This is a genomic window from Sulfurimonas indica (genome assembly GCF_009192995.1).
GTDB lineage: Bacteria > Campylobacterota > Campylobacteria > Campylobacterales > Sulfurimonadaceae > Sulfurimonas > Sulfurimonas indica.
Window position 1 is genome coordinate 122,015 of record NZ_SDID01000002.1, and the last position, 14,771, is coordinate 136,785.

14 protein-coding genes are annotated in these 14,771 nt (G+C 36.9%); 8 read left to right on the top strand and 6 right to left on the bottom strand.

The annotated features are described in order from the left end of the window. Nucleotides 1-94 precede the first annotated feature (94 nt). Nucleotides 95-1,396: a hypothetical protein gene (locus ES948_RS01665; RefSeq protein ID WP_152183190.1), complete on the top strand. Its 1,302-nt coding sequence runs from the start codon at nt 95-97 to the stop codon at nt 1,394-1,396. On the opposite strand, the gene ES948_RS01670 is transcribed toward ES948_RS01665, so the two are convergent. Genes ES948_RS01670 through ES948_RS10815 form a run of 6 tightly spaced genes read right to left on the bottom strand, consistent with a single transcriptional unit; the run spans nt 1,393 to nt 6,859 of the window. Beyond that, nucleotides 1,393-2,241 carry a metallophosphoesterase family protein gene (locus ES948_RS01670; protein WP_152183191.1) on the bottom strand — a complete coding sequence of 283 codons (849 nt, stop codon included), beginning with the start codon at nt 2,239-2,241 and terminating at the stop codon, nt 1,393-1,395. The two genes, ES948_RS01665 and ES948_RS01670, sit on opposite strands and share 4 nt — an antisense overlap. A 50-nt stretch (nt 2,242-2,291) precedes the next feature. Further along, nucleotides 2,292-3,254 carry a FecCD family ABC transporter permease gene (locus ES948_RS01675; protein ID WP_152183192.1) on the bottom strand — a complete coding sequence of 321 codons (963 nt, stop codon included), beginning with the start codon at nt 3,252-3,254 and terminating at the stop codon, nt 2,292-2,294. Further along, nucleotides 3,247-3,972, bottom strand: coding sequence for an ABC transporter ATP-binding protein (locus tag ES948_RS01680; protein ID WP_152183193.1), 726 nt, complete (start codon nt 3,970-3,972; stop codon nt 3,247-3,249). Before ES948_RS01680 ends, ES948_RS01675 begins: the two co-directional genes overlap by 8 nt. Further along, the gene (locus ES948_RS01685) at nt 3,965-4,786 is read right to left on the bottom strand and encodes an ABC transporter substrate-binding protein (protein ID WP_152183194.1); all 822 of its coding nucleotides are present in this window, start codon (nt 4,784-4,786) and stop codon (nt 3,965-3,967) included. The genes ES948_RS01680 and ES948_RS01685 overlap by 8 nt, the downstream gene beginning before the upstream one ends. A gap of 11 nt (nt 4,787-4,797) precedes the next feature. Then, complete coding sequence (locus ES948_RS01690) at nt 4,798-6,654, bottom strand: TonB-dependent receptor plug domain-containing protein (RefSeq protein ID WP_152183195.1); 1,857 nt, start codon at nt 6,652-6,654, stop codon at nt 4,798-4,800. Between the two features lie 49 nt (nt 6,655-6,703). Continuing rightward, nucleotides 6,704-6,859, bottom strand: coding sequence for a hypothetical protein (locus ES948_RS10815; RefSeq protein WP_188109420.1), 156 nt, complete (start codon nt 6,857-6,859; stop codon nt 6,704-6,706). A 125-nt stretch (nt 6,860-6,984) separates the two neighbouring features. Here ES948_RS10815 and ES948_RS01695 point away from each other — a divergent pair, with 125 nt between their 5' ends. The 7 genes from ES948_RS01695 (at nt 6,985) to tpx (ending at nt 14,563) form a co-directional block, all read left to right on the top strand. Beyond that, nucleotides 6,985-9,279: a bifunctional diguanylate cyclase/phosphodiesterase gene (locus tag ES948_RS01695; protein WP_152183196.1), complete on the top strand. Its 2,295-nt coding sequence runs from the start codon at nt 6,985-6,987 to the stop codon at nt 9,277-9,279. A 26-nt stretch (nt 9,280-9,305) separates the two neighbouring features. Next, a complete protein-coding gene (locus ES948_RS01700; protein ID WP_152183197.1) occupies nt 9,306-10,634 on the top strand; it encodes an NFACT family protein in 1,329 nt (442 codons plus the stop codon). A 105-nt stretch (nt 10,635-10,739) separates the two neighbouring features. Then, nucleotides 10,740-11,069, top strand: a complete 330-nt coding sequence (locus ES948_RS01705; RefSeq protein ID WP_246153796.1) for a hypothetical protein — start codon at nt 10,740-10,742, stop codon at nt 11,067-11,069. A gap of 38 nt (nt 11,070-11,107) precedes the next feature. After that, nucleotides 11,108-11,863: a phosphatidate cytidylyltransferase gene (locus ES948_RS01710; protein ID WP_152183198.1), complete on the top strand. Its 756-nt coding sequence runs from the start codon at nt 11,108-11,110 to the stop codon at nt 11,861-11,863. A 1-nt stretch (nt 11,864) separates the two neighbouring features. Continuing rightward, the gene (dxr, locus tag ES948_RS01715) at nt 11,865-12,944 is read left to right on the top strand and encodes a 1-deoxy-D-xylulose-5-phosphate reductoisomerase (RefSeq protein WP_152183199.1); all 1,080 of its coding nucleotides are present in this window, start codon (nt 11,865-11,867) and stop codon (nt 12,942-12,944) included. Continuing rightward, nucleotides 12,941-13,924, top strand: coding sequence for a tRNA (adenosine(37)-N6)-threonylcarbamoyltransferase complex transferase subunit TsaD (gene tsaD / locus ES948_RS01720; RefSeq protein WP_152183200.1), 984 nt, complete (start codon nt 12,941-12,943; stop codon nt 13,922-13,924). The genes dxr and tsaD overlap by 4 nt, the downstream gene beginning before the upstream one ends. 132 nt (nt 13,925-14,056) lie before the next feature. Further along, nucleotides 14,057-14,563 (top strand): thiol peroxidase, encoded by a 507-nt coding sequence (tpx, locus tag ES948_RS01725; RefSeq protein WP_152183201.1) that lies wholly within the window; start codon nt 14,057-14,059, stop codon nt 14,561-14,563. Nucleotides 14,564-14,771 lie beyond the last annotated feature (208 nt).

Genomic DNA, 14,771 nt, shown 5'->3' on the forward strand with positions numbered 1-14,771 from the left:
TAAATTGATAAATATTATCATTTTCAAGAATTTTTAAACTTTTTCACTGTAGTATTACGATAATAATTATCAAGATTGATAGAGAAGGAAGAAAATGCGGAAAATTCTTTTAATCAATATAGGCTTTACAGTGCTATTTAGCAGTTGTCTTTATGCAGTAAATGAGAATAGAAACAGAGTACACTCTGTAAACAAGGCAATTCAGAAGATTACAAAAGTAAAAGAGAAAGAACCTTCTATTGTAGAGAAACTTCACAGTGTTGTAAAAGATGGCAAAGTTATAGGACAGTTTAGAACACTTTACTCAGGTTTCGAAAATAAAAACAGTGTCAATAATTATGCAACGGCAGTTGGTGGAATGCTTAAGTATGAAACAGCACAGTATCATGGGGTAAGTGCAGCGGCAGCAATGGTAACAACAAATGATATTAGAGCACTCTCAGGTGAGAATCAGAAGTATAATGAAGAGCTCTCAGGTACGAGCAGAAGTTATACGCAGCTTAGTGAAGCATATCTTAATTACAGTTATAAAACATTGGAATTGCGTGCCGGTCGTCAGATAATTGATACACCTTTGGCGGACAGTGATGATATTCGTATGGTTGGCAATAGTTTTGAGGCATATACAGCACAATATCTTTATAATCATTGGAACTTTATGTTTGGTCATCTACAGCGTTGGCAGGGAAATGATGCAGGTTTAGACAAGGGATGGGTTAAAACAGGAAAAAATGGAAGTCAATATATGGGGATTTCTTTTTCCAATAAAGTTTTAGATATCTCTGCATGGTATTATAATTTTTCCAATCCTTCCGTAGAAGATATAGCACAGGGTGATGATAAGGTTGCCAACAGAAGTTTTTACACTGATATCAGTGCGCATATCAACGTAAAGAAAGAACTTTTTTTACACTTCAATGGTCAATATCTTAAGCAAAAAGAGCTGGATAATTCACAAATAGCTGCAGATATCTATGGAGTAATGGGTGAGATAGTATATAACAAACTTGGATTACGTTTGGCTTATAACAGTTCTAACAAAAAGAGTGCTAAACAAAGTTTTAGCGGTTATGGTGGAGGAACGCTTTTTACAAGTATGGACAGTATGATACTTGATGAGATTACAGCAGACAGGAAAGCAGATGCAATTATGGCAGCGGTGAGTTATTATTATAAACGATTGAAATTCTTATATGCTTATGGTGACTTTAAAGGAGAAGCAGATACAAGTGGAGTAAAAGCACATATCATCGAACAGAATATCGCTGCGAAATACAAATATAATAAGGCCCTTACAATAGGTGCAATTTATGTAATAGAACGCAACAAAGAATATAGCCAAAGTCTAGAGTTCAATAATGACAACTTTAGACTTCTGTTTGCTTATAACTTCTAGGCAGTATAGATAAGTTTCTGATTGGCAGTGTTACCTGAGAGCTCAACATAGCGCATTGGATACATATCGAGATCTTGCGGACGAATAAAACCACGTGTGACAATTACTGTAACATTATCTATCTTTGTTACAGAGTCGATGTGTTTATGACCTGAGAGAGTAAGAAGAAGATTTTTGTATCCAAAGAGTCTTTTTTGTATCTCTTTTGTATTGTTAAGCACATACTTGTGAATATCTTTTTCTTCACTCCCTCCCCAGTAGTTAGTATAGGGGTGATGGTTTAAAATAAGAGTAGGTTTGCCGTTTTTAAGAGTTTTCTCTGCAAAAGCGAGAGTCTCTTCAGTGTAGCGCCCATTGTTTTGATGCTCATTGCAGCTGTCAAGCCCAAGAATGTTATAACCTTTTTTCTCCAAAAGCCAATCTTTTCCTGATATAGTAAGACCTCTATCCTCTACAAACATCTTTTGAAATGCTGCAAGGTTTATCTCATCATCTCCTTTTGGAGAGGACTCTTTGTTCCCGCGTACTGTGTAGTATGGCATTTTGAGATTGTCACATATCTTTTTATAAACTATGGCATCTTTATCACCTGCAATATTGTTGTTAAAGTTGTCACCGCCAAAGAGTACAAAATCCAAATCAGGATGATTCTTGTTGATATATGCAACTGCAAGTTTGAGTGCATCGACAGAATCGCTGTCACTGAGGTCCATATGGGAGTCGGTAATATGAATAAACTTCAGACTCTCTGTTGTAGCCTCCTTTTGTGTTGCATTAGCAACAAGTGGCAGTGTACCAAGTGCTACAGCACCTTTTAAAAATCCACGTCTTGATATCTCTGGCATAAGTAAACCTTTTTGTTTTTTCAATTATTACATAATTTTAGTTAATAATTTTACCGTACTCGTGAGATAATAAGATAGATAAAAAACGGTCCACCAATGAGTGCTGTGATGATGCCAATAGGCAGCTCACTTTGTGTTGGCAGTGCACGTGTAATAGTATCACACAGTACAAGAAAAAACCCACCAAAAAGGGCTGTTTTTATGATGCGTTTCTCTACCGTAAGTGGGTAAAGTTTTGTAACGATATGAGGGACAATAAGTCCGATAAAACCGATAGGCCCAGAGATACTCACAAGCAGACCGATAGCCAAAGAGGCGATAAGCAGAAGCCAAAGTGTGACTTTTTTACTCTCTACCCCTTTGAGCTTTGCACCCTCTTGGGAGACACCGAGAAGTTGCAGTTCAAAACGATAAGCATAGATAGTAAGCGTTAGTAAAAGAGCGATAATACCTAAAAGAAGAGGGTTATTCCAGCCAATGATAGAAAGAGAGCCCATCGTAAAACGAATCAGCATATCGTTTTGAATGGTGTTACCAAGATAAAAAACAAGCATCAATGCCGAGGTGTAAAAAAGTGAAAGGGCAATACCCAAAAGCAGAAGTGAGCTCTGCTGCGAGCCTCGTAAAAACTGTGAAAGGTAAAGCAGTAAAAATATTGTCAATATAGCTCCAAAAAATCCAAAAAGGCTTACAGCCCCGATGCCAAACAAAACAGTACTAAGCCCTAATTTAATGGCAATTCCCGCTCCAAGTGTTGCCCCACTTGAAACTCCAAGAGTATAAGGAGTCATCAATGGGTTCCGAAAGAGCGTTTGAAAAAGCAGACCACTCAGGGCTAAGATACTTCCGGCAAAAAAGCTAAAAAGTACTCGAGGAAGTCGTAAATCATAAAAGATCTGCGCACTGAGTGACTCTGTGTGAACAAGATCCCAAAAATGTAAATCGACCGCACCAAGAAAGGGAGAGACTATGAGTATAGAAAGAAGTGCGAACCAGATCAGAGCTCTAATCATACTGCACCGCCAGAGATTTTATGCTTACATCATAGAGTTTGCTGAGGTTTTCATCAGTGAAGAAGTCTGTTTCAAAATAGTGGGCATTTTGATTTTTTAAAAAAAGTACAGGATTGTTCATAAAATGAGCCAGATGAATATCATGTGTTATTAAAACTGTTTGGTGTGTTTGTTGTAACTGTTTGATGTGTCTGGCGATGATTTTTGCATTTTTTGGGTCAAGGTTTGCTGTTGGCTCATCAAAGATAATGATCTGGCTCTCCTGAGTAAGTGCTTGAGCAATCAATACAAGAGCAGTTTCACCGGAACTAAGCGAACTGAGTGTCTGATGGGAAAGGTGTGCAATATGTAAAAGTCCCATATACTGTTTTGCAAGACTCCTGTCTTTGTCAGAGTAGTCAAAAAAGCTCTTCTTATGGGCAAATCTTCCAAGCAGAACAAACTCTTCAACTGTTAAAAACTCATCATAAAACTCGAGTTTTGTAGGGATGTAGGCGATTTTTTTTGCACGCTCTTTTGCAGTGTAGCTCCCGATATTTGTACCATCAAGTGAAATTTCTCCGTGATGAGGGGTCAGTGCACAGATCGCTTTTGCAAGCGTACTCTTGCCAGAACCGTTTGGACCCAATATACTGAGATGTTTTGGAAATTCCTGTGTGATATTTTCTAAAATTATCTGCTCTTCATAAAAACAGTAAAGGTTTTGCAATTTAATCATTATGCATCTCACGTGAGAGCCGCTCAATGGTAAAGGCTACTCTTTGGGATGGGATGTGAAGATAATCTTCATCTACTATAGAGATCATGCCATTTTTTGCTGCATTTGTCGGGAGTGCATACCAGTTGGCAAGCGCACGTTTGACATTGACATTTGCTTCGGTTGCGTGAGAGTGCAGAATGATGATCTGATCAGGGTTCAGAGCAATGATATTTTCATAATTCAGTACTGGTTGCGAGATGGTGTCATCTTTGTAGGCATTTGTGTTGCCTGTAAGCTTGATGATATCATTAAAGAAGATATCATCCCCGGCCACATAGATACCACTGCGCAGATCCTCTTTAAGCCCATAGACAATGAGTACGGAGTGTGGTTTTTTTGTTTTTTTTATATTTTTGATAGCACGTGTTATATCTGTTAGAAGTTTGTTAGCCTCTTTTGTTTTTGAAATTGTTTTACCTAAAAGGGCAATAGAGTTTTTTATATCCTGTAGGGTTTTTAGCTTGAGTTTGAGTCTCTTTATATGAAAATATTTGAGTTTTTCTAAAGTTTGTGTATTAAAGCTCTGTCCTACAACCAAAGTAGGGGAGTGAGAGATTATTTTTTCAATATTTGGATGGGTATAGCCACCTATAACAGGGAGTTTCTGCGCTGCTTTTGGATAGAGTGAATAGGATGATGTAGCAACAAGCTCATCACCTGCACCAAGAGCGTAGATGATCTCTGTAATGGATGGGCTCAGAGAGATAATTCTCTCTTTTGCCGTGGCAGTGAGTACAAAGATAAAGATAAGGAGAAAGGTTTTTATACTCACTTTTTGCCTTTTTAATATTTCGCGTTAAGCCCTACGTAGAGACTTCTACCTGCTGTTTCATAACCATCTACAGTTTGGTAGTATTTGTCAGTCAAGTTATTGATTTTAGCATAAAATGTAACATATTTATTTGCTTTAACATTTGTCACAAAATCAATGACTGTATATTTTCCTGTTTGTGCTCCTTGATTGTCTGCACTGTCATATCTTTTACCGATATATTGTGCATTGAGTCCAAAGTCTAAACTATTTGTTGCATAGTATGTCGCACGAACGTCAACCTGTGCTTGTGGACGACGTGCTAGTGCTTTTCCATCACTGTCTTTTGCTTCAAGGTAAGTATAGAGTGCTTTTAGACCTAAAGTATCTAAATAGTAATCCTCATAACCAATTTCTACCCCTTTGAATGTAGACTTTCCTGTTGTTTGGATATATCCAAGTGTCCAGTCATAATCAATTAAATCTTTAATCTCATTATGAAAGTATGTAATCCACAGTGTGTCATTTCCAAAGCTTACATCACCTGTTAAAGATTTTTCAGGTTTTAAATTTGGATTCGCTCCCCATTGTCCAAAAAGTTGTCCGAGTGTCGGAGCATTGTATCCTGTACCGATATTTGCACTTAAATAGAGATCATCTTTAATAAATTGTTTGATTCCAAATTTCCCTGTCAATGCATTTTCAAAGGAGTTATAGTTATCATAACGAACAGATTCTGTAATGATTGTGTTGTTGTCAGCTAAAATCTGGATTTTATTGTAGTTTGTTGCATAAGCAGAGATTGCATTATAGCTTTTATCTATATTTGGTGTAATGTCTGTCTGCTCAAACTTTTGATAAGAAGCACCGACTCTTAAAAAACTATCTGCCATATAGTCAATTTTATCAACAACTTTTACTTCGTTAACAGAACCTTTATAGTAATAATTTCCCCATTGAGAAACTGTTTCTCTATCAAAAGTAGAAAGATTATACTGTAGTGTTATATCATTAAGAGAGTCTTGATGCTTAAGTGCCAGTGAATAGAAACGGTTTTGTAGGTATGTATTTGGAATCGTTGAATCATTTGCGGTACCTGCTCCATTATCATAATGTACAAAGCTGTTTATCGCTTGAATATTAGCTTCAACTCTGTCACTGTCCGTAAAGTTATAGCCAAATTTTGTATTGAGGGTTTTATTTTCATAGCTATCTTTTTCCAACCCTAAATCATCATATCTTTTTCCATAATCAGCTTCTGATTGTTTTGGTCCTGCAGCTGAAAAACCATCATTATCAAAGTATGTTCCTGAGACAAGCATATCATATTGTTTTGTAGCATATGATGCTGCTAATGATGTTTGAAGTGTGTTATATGTACCATATTCAAGATTTAAACTTGCATGATAACCTTGTTTGGCGTTAGATGTGGTTATGTTGATAATCCCACCACTTGCATCACTTCCCCAAACACCGGATTGTGCTCCTTTGATGATCTCAATCTGTTCTACATTATTGAGCATAATTTGAGAAAATTCTGCTGCTGCTCCGATGGCTGTTGGGTTGTTGTAACGGACACCATCAACGAGAACTAAGATTCTTTTTGAGCTCATTCCTCGTACATAGATAGAAGAAGATGTACCAGGACCACCGTTTTGTGTCATTGCCATATTCGCAAGCTTATTGAGTGCTTCATTGAGTGTTGTAACACGAGACTCTTCAATCTCTTCTTTTGTTATAACAATAACATCATCTGTAATATCCTTTTTATTAATAGATGTTCCTTGTGATGATGTGACTTCAATATTTTGAAGTGTATATTGATTCTCAGCTTGAAGTGAGCTCACAAGAGCAACAGTAATAAGTGAAAGTTGTAGTTTTTTTTGCATAGATATCCTTAAATATTTTTATTTTGTTTGTTGTTATGGTTGAAAATATTTAAGCTGTAGGCGGAGAGTTGATCTTTATCTTGAGAGGTTTGCCGTCAAGTGTGCATACGGCACTAGAGAGTGCTACAATTTTCTTTAATGAGATGTAGGCTTGTATGGCTGCTAGTGTAAAGTAGTTTTTTCCAAAACCTTTAGGTATATGCACTTTTTTTCTCTTTGTGGTAACTTTTTTGGAATTATAACAGAAAAGTAAATAAGTTTGTTTAAAGGTTTTGTAAATGTTATTGCTCTATTATTGTATATAATGAACAATTATATAAAAGAGTGGAAATGAAAATATTTAAAAGAGATATTTGGAAATTGTATTATACAATTGTTGTTCTATCGCTTATTTTCTTTTTTATTATCAGTTATGCTCTGTGGAACCAAAAAATATCTGCTTATAAAGATCGTCAAGAGACATATGCTATCTCTACTGCTTACTATATTGAAAATCTTTTTTCTCAGTATGAGACGATTCTTGATATTGTCGGAAAAAATATTTTAAATCATAATCTTACCCCGCAGCAAGAAAAAAAGATGCTGGATCAAATGCTTTTACTGAATCCAACACTGGCCGGGGTCGGCCTTTTTAAACCGGACGGGACTCCTTATTTGGCAACGAGTAATATTGATGTAAAAAAGATACCCAACCTTCTACAAACAAAAAAGACACGGGAAGGTTTTTTAGATGCTTTAGAGAGTGACAGGATGGTCGTTGGGAGGACATATTATCTTGAGGCACTCAAGAGTCTTGTTATCCCAATTCGTAAAGCCCTTTATGATAAAAAAGGGGATGTTGTTGCCGTTATTGCCAGCGGTATCTCTTTAAGTAAGAAAAATCAGTTTATCCATTCACTGCTTGGGGCTAATAAAATATTTATTTTACGTGATAAAGACAACTACTTGCAGTTTTATGATTTTGAAGAATATCTATATAGAAAACCAGTTGGCAAGAGAGCATTAGCCGATATCTTTCAAATAATGGAACAAGTCTATGCTAAGCCATTAAGAGAACTGAAAAATTCAGAAGCAGTAATAAGTGTAACCTGTACTTCTTACATTACAGGCAAACTATCATACAGTAGTTATAAATATATAAAACGATACAAAGAGTGGATAGTTGTTACAACACCATTGACTATTATAAGGGCTGAGTATCTGAATCAAGAACTCATTCTTTTAGCAATATATATCCTTATCCTGTTTATCATCTACTATCTTATCGGTGTGATTGATAGAAATGAGATGCAAAAACAGCGTACATTGAAAGAACAGGCCATTCGTGATTCCTTAACTTCTTTGTATAATCGTTACTATATTGAAGAGAAGATAAAAAACTTTAAATCGAAATATACGCTATTTTTTATTGATTTGGATGGATTTAAAAGTATCAATGACAGTTTTGGACATGAGTATGGAGATAAAGTTTTACAGATTATCGCAGCAAGGCTTATGTCGCTTGCAAAAAAAGAGGAGCACCGTGATATCATCCGTTATAGCGGTGATGAGTTTATTTTAATAACGGAGTTTATGAGTGATGATAGTATAGGAGTATGTGCAAAAGGGATACTGCATGCAATTTCCGGTGAATTTGTCATTGATGAGTTTAAGTTTGTTTTAGGAGCAAGTATAGGAGTAGCAAGATATCCGTATGACGGGAAGAATTTTGATGAGGTGAAACGCTACGCTGACCTTGCTATGTATAAAGCAAAAGAGATGAAGAACAGTTTTGTCATTTTCCATGAGGCCATCAAAGAGAAGTACTTAAGAAGTGCAATGATGGAGCGTGAGCTTAAAATGGCATTGAGTAGAGGAGAAATCTCTATGGTGTATCAACCACAGGTCTATATTGATGGGAAGATCTATGGTGTTGAAGCGTTAGTTCGCTGGAACAATGAAACTCTGGGCTTTGTACCTCCTGATGAATTTATAGCTATAGCGGAGATAACAGGTCTTATCAAAGATATAGGACGCTTTATCATCTCAAAAGTTCTTGAAGATGTTTATGAGATACAGCAGGCTGCAAAAAAAGAGTTTCACCTCTCTATTAATATCTCTGCGAAACAGTTTTCACAACATGATTTTTTAAGTTGTATCATTGGAAAAGTTACAGCATCTCAGATAAAAACGGAACTTATCTCTTTGGAGATTACAGAAACGGTTTTTATTGAAGATAAAAAACATGTTATCGCAATACTTGAAGATATTAAAAAACAGGGGATGAAGATCTCTCTTGATGATTTTGGTACGGGTTATTCTTCAATGAACATTTTACGAAACCTCCCGATTGATGAACTGAAGATCGATAAAAGCTTTATTGACGATATTGTAGAAGAGAAAGATACACGCCAGATCGTTCACAGTATTATCATCATTGCTAAAAGTCTTGGACTTCAAGTGGTTGCAGAAGGTGTAGAGAATATGGAACAAAAAGAGATACTTGAGAGTTTTGGTTGTGATATATATCAAGGATATCTTTTTGCAAAACCAATGAAAAAAGAGGAACTTGTAGAGAAGTTGATTAAAAACAAGGGTATTTTTCTTTCTACTCTTAAAAACAGTATGTTAAATTTTGAAATATAAATGAAAAAGTAGGTTAAAATACTTTTATGAAACTATCACATCTGCAACAAATCATACAATATCTGCGAAAATTCAAAAAAATAAGTGCCATTTACAGAGTAAGTGATACGATTGTCAAAATTGTCTTTGACAAGGATGATACACTCTATTTTAATATGCAGCGCTCCAACTCCTCTATATTCAAGTGTAGTGAGTATCCACGCTCCAAGGTCTATAATGCTCCTTTTGATGTTATCCTCTCTAAACGTTTCAATCGCTCAAATATTTTGGATGTTGCGCTTGTAAATGGTGACAAAATTATTCGTTTTAAAACTTCTTTGGCATCGGCCTATAAAGAAGAAGTGACTTATTTACAGTTTGAATTTACCGGAAAATATACCAATGCAATTATTCTGGATGAAGAGGGTATTGTCTTAGAGGCGTTGCGTCATGTTGATCTTTTTTCGTCGTTTCGTGAGGTACGTGTAGGACAGAAATTGTTAGATGTTCCGCCTGCACCATTTGTAGCTAAAGAGTACCCTTTAGAAGATGTAGAAACATTTTTATATGAAGTCTATGAAAAAGAGCAAAATAGCAAACTTGAGTCTCTAAAGAAGCAAAAGATTGCACTGCTGAACAAAAAACTTAAAAAACTGCAGAAACTCTATGATAGATTGGATTCTCAAGAGGAACTTGAAGCCGAAGCACAGCAGTTTGAGCACTATGGTAATTTGATACTATCCAATGTACAAAATATCAAACCATACAGTACAAAACTACTCCTGAAAGATTACGATGGCAGTGAGATAGAGCTAAGACTTGATAAGCCTCACGTAACACCTTTTGCAATTAGTGAGATGTTCTTTACGAAGAGTAAAAAAGCAAAGCAGCGTGCACGTCATTTGCATATTGAAGAGGAGTCTCTTCGCTCAAAGATAGAACATACAAAACGTTTTATCCATACGGTACAAGAGGCAAAGGATGTGGCAAAAATTGAGTTGCTCTTTCCAAAACACCAGCAAAGCAAAAAAGTAAAAACAAATGACTCAATCGAGACCTTTTGGGTGGAAGGATACAAAGTAGAGCTTGGAAAAAATGAAAAAGGCAATATCGAGCTTTTAAAGAATGCCAAGGCAAGGGATATCTGGCTGCATATGAAAGAGAGGCCATCCTGTCACGTAATCATTCATACAGACAAACAGCAACTTCCTCAAAATATCATAGCAACAGCGGCAAGGCTTTGTGTTGATTTTACAACAACTTCAAAAGACAGGTATTTGGTCGATTATACTCCAAGACGTGAGGTCACCATACAAAATGGTGCAAATGTGTTGTATAATAAGTACAAAACAATAGAGGTAGATACGAGAGAATAAGGAAGGGAAACGCAGAGTTATCGTAGATGGCAGAATTTACTTCTGGCATCGTTAAAAAGATAGTAGATGGTTCCCTTAATTTTACGAAAGTAAAATAAAGGATATATGATGGCCGTTGGTCCTATTGGTGGTGCAATCTTAGTAAATCAAATGACACCTGCAGTCACACCTGTGCAAGGTGGGCAATATACCCGTTTTGAACTACAAAATATTGCTGCCCAAGCTGCTGCTAATGAAAAACAAAAAGAGATAGAAGAGGTGCGTCCTACAGAGGAGAACCATGCAATTGATCCTGACCGTGAGCATCAACGTCAAGAAGCTGACGAAGAGATGTCCCAAAACCCTACAAAAGATCGCAAACATTTTGACTCCAAGGAAGAGACACAAGAAGAGGTTAGCAAAGAAACCACGCATCTATTAGATATTAAAGTCTGATACGATATAATCACACAATTAACAAAATAGGAATTTTTATGAGTATGTTTGGCGCACACAAAGAGAGAATTATTACCGGTTTAGCCCTTTTAGCAGGTGTTTTACTTGTTGGTTTTATAGATAACTTTTTTTTAATGTGGCTTCTCTTTGGTGCTATCTATATTTTGGCATTTAAAGAGGCCATAAAACTTTTTGGGGTAGAAAAAGATGGACTGCTTCCATATGCTATTGGACTTTGGTTGGTTGCAGGAATATACCCTTATGGAGATGACCTTTTTGTGTTAGCAGGTGTGGCTTATGCGGGTGCTGTTGCATTTAACAAAGAGCTGAAATGGGTGGATTTTTTCCCATTTATCTATCCGACTGCCGGTATGCTCTTTATGTTTACGATGTACGAAGAGTATGGGGTAATGGCACTACTTTGGCTTGTAGCAGTTGTAGCACTTACAGATATTGGTGCATATGCGGTTGGCAAAAGTATAGGAAAGACACCTTTTTGTGAAACAAGTCCAAACAAAACGATGGAAGGTGTTGTAGGAGGTATTGTCATTGCAACTGCAGGAGGGATGTTCTTTGGTCTTTCTATTGTAGATTTAGGAGTTGCTTTTTTAATCTCTTTGGCTGTGGCAATCAGTTCTATATTTGGAGATCTCTTTGAATCCTTACTCAAACGTCAAGCCGGTGTAAAAGACAGTGGAGACCTACTCCCTGGACATGGCGGCGTACTGGATAGAGTAGACGGTTACCTTTTTGGCGGTGTTGTTATGTTAGTGCTTCTTCGAGGACTTGTCTAAATTGTCCTCACTTGTTCTTCTTGGCTCAACCGGCTCCATCGGGGTCAATACCCTAGTCATCGCAAAAAAATTTGGTATCAATGTTGAAGTACTTGTTTGCGGCAGAAATATAGACCTGCTTAACAAACAGATACAAGAGCATAATCCTAAAGTAGTAGTAGTTGCAAATAAAGAGGATGTATCATCTGTTCATCACTCTTGCGTGAAGTATGGAGAAGAGGCGATTCTAGAAACCATTGAGGCTGCAAAAAGTGAATTGGTTGTCAATGCACTTGTGGGTTTTTTAGGATTACGACCAACACTCAAAGCAATAGAGTGCAATAAACGTGTAGCACTTGCAAATAAAGAGTCTTTAGTCGCTGCAGGCTCTTTTATAGATACATCAAAGATTCAGCCGATTGACTCAGAGCATTTTGGACTTTGGTATCTCTTACAGGAGCGAACTGTCACAAAGATGACAATAACAGCAAGTGGTGGAGCATTTCGAGACTGGCCCCTTGGTGACTTGGAAAATGCAACACTAGCCGATACTCAAAAACATCCAAACTGGTCGATGGGACAAAAAATTACGATTGACTCTGCAACTATGGTCAACAAAATGTTTGAACTCCTAGAGGCAAGGTGGCTCTTTGGCGAAGGCGAATATGATGCTATTATTGAGACCAAGTCACTGCTTCATGCAATGATAGACTTTAAAGATGGTTCTACAACAGCACATTTTGCGGGTGCAAGTATGCAACTTCCTATTGCCTATGCTCTTGATACAAAGATGGATACGGTGATTCTACCGCATATCGATCTTGTGGAAGTTGGCAGTCTAGAATTCAGAAAAATAAAAAAAGAGCGCTATCCTATTTGGGAAATCAAAGAAGATTTATTAAAAAATCCGAATTTTGGAGTGATAATCAATGCAGCCAATGAAGCAGCTATTGAGAAGTTTATTATTAAAAAGATAGGTTTTATGGATATCAGTAAAAATATTCTTAAAGCGTATGAAAAGTTTTGTACAGCCCCCAAAAGTATTGACGAGCTGTTTTTGCTTGATAGGGAAGTACGAAGTTTTGTGAGGGATATGCAGTGATACTCAGTATTGAAAGCTCTTGTGATGATTCGGCGATAGCTATTACAGAGATAGAGAGCAAAAAACTACTTTTTCATAAAAAAATATCTCAAGAGATAGAACACTCTGTCTATGGTGGAGTAGTTCCAGAGCTGGCAGCCAGACTTCATGCAGAGGCTCTGCCAAAGATTTTGGCAGAGTGTGAGCCTTATTTCGACAGACTCAAGGCCGTTGCTGTGACATCATCACCAGGACTTGCAGTAACACTTGTTGAAGGTGTAACGATGGCAAAGGCAGTTTCTGTCGCTTTGGGTATTCCCATCATTGGCGTGAACCATCTTATCGGGCATATCTACTCTCTTTTTATAGAGAAAGAGGTAGTTTTTCCTTTGACTGTGCTTTTAGTTTCTGGTGGACATACGCAGGTGATGGAAGTAAAAAGCCTGCGTGAAATTGATACTGTCGCAAAATCTATGGATGACAGTTTTGGTGAGAGCTTCGATAAAGTAGCAAAAATGATGGGACTGGGATATCCGGGTGGACCGCTTATAGAGGAGTTGGCCAAAGATGGTAACAGAGAAGCTTATAGCTTTACAGTGCCATTACACCAATCTCCTTTAATCGCTTTTTCCTATTCAGGTCTTAAAAATGCTGTGCGTTTAGCAGTAGAAGAGGCAGGAGATGATAAAGAGAAGTATAAAGATATAGCAGCTTCGTTTGAACACATTGCTACAAAGCATTTGATTATGAAGCTCAAAAAGTATTTTAAATCGCATCCTCCAAAAACTTTTGCCATAGTTGGCGGAGCAAGTGCCAATCTTTACCTGCGCGCTCAAATAGAAGAGCTTTTAAAGCCCTATCGTGCTAAACTATTACTCAGTGAGTTGCAATATTGTTCGGATAATGCTGCTATGATAGGAAGAGTTGCCGTAGATATGTATAAAGAAGGAATGTTTTCATCCTTAGAAGCGTTGGACATCTCGCCAAAAAGCAAACTTTAAAACTTAATTGAACCTTATACAAATCTGCTCTTTTTTTAAATAAGACAAATATTATCCGATTTAAAATATACTTCTGACATCAAAACAAAAACGCTTTGTTTAGCGTTGAAAAAAAAATAAAAGGATTTGAATATGGCAACGACTAAATTCAAAGGTACAGACGTAGAGTTATTAGGTAATGAAGTAAATGTTGGAGATAAAGCTCCAGAAGTAACAGTTGTAAACTCAGATGGTTTAGGCGATGTTAAAGTTGGTGGCGCACAAGGTGTAAAGCAACTTATCATCGTTGTTCCTTCTTTAGATACAGGTGTATGTGCAACTGAAACTCGTAACTTCAACGCTAAAGCTGCAGAGCTTGAGGGTGTAAAAACTACTGTTGTTTCTATGGACCTTCCATTCGCTGCAGGTAGATTCTGTTCAGCTGAGGGAATCGACAAATTAACTGTTGCTTCAGACTTTAGAAACAAAGATTTCGCTAACGCTTACGGTGTACTTTTAGGTGGTTCTGTTCTTGCTGGTGTTACTGCAAGAGCTATCTTTGTAATTGATGAAAACGGAATCGTAACTTATAAAGAGATCGTTCCAGAAATCACTGAAGAGCCACAATACGACGCTGCTATCGAAGCTGCTAAAAAGTAATTTATTCTCCTATTACTAAAGTTTTCAACAATTAAGGTGTCCGACTTAATTGAACTTCTTGCCGCCATTGGTGGCAAGAAAGTAAGATGAGTATCGTCTCATTTTATTTCTCCTTCTTTGAGGTATCTAGCCTGAACTCTAGATACCTCTTTTTACTCATAATCATATAATTTAAGAATCCAACGAATATAGTCTGATATAATATGTT

Coding starts and splice junctions, on each gene's coding strand:
- ES948_RS01665 (WP_152183190.1), top strand. CDS start 95: ATGCGGAAAATTCTTTTAATCAATATAGGCTTTACAGTGCTATTTAGC.
- ES948_RS01670 (WP_152183191.1), bottom strand. CDS start 2,241: ATGCCAGAGATATCAAGACGTGGATTTTTAAAAGGTGCTGTAGCACTT.
- ES948_RS01675 (WP_152183192.1), bottom strand. CDS start 3,254: ATGATTAGAGCTCTGATCTGGTTCGCACTTCTTTCTATACTCATAGTC.
- ES948_RS01680 (WP_152183193.1), bottom strand. CDS start 3,972: ATGATTAAATTGCAAAACCTTTACTGTTTTTATGAAGAGCAGATAATT.
- ES948_RS01690 (WP_152183195.1), bottom strand. CDS start 6,654: ATGCAAAAAAAACTACAACTTTCACTTATTACTGTTGCTCTTGTGAGC.
- ES948_RS01695 (WP_152183196.1), top strand. CDS start 6,985: ATGAAAATATTTAAAAGAGATATTTGGAAATTGTATTATACAATTGTT.
- ES948_RS01700 (WP_152183197.1), top strand. CDS start 9,306: ATGAAACTATCACATCTGCAACAAATCATACAATATCTGCGAAAATTC.
- ES948_RS01705 (WP_246153796.1), top strand. CDS start 10,740: ATGATGGCCGTTGGTCCTATTGGTGGTGCAATCTTAGTAAATCAAATG.
- ES948_RS01710 (WP_152183198.1), top strand. CDS start 11,108: ATGAGTATGTTTGGCGCACACAAAGAGAGAATTATTACCGGTTTAGCC.
- tpx (WP_152183201.1), top strand. CDS start 14,057: ATGGCAACGACTAAATTCAAAGGTACAGACGTAGAGTTATTAGGTAAT.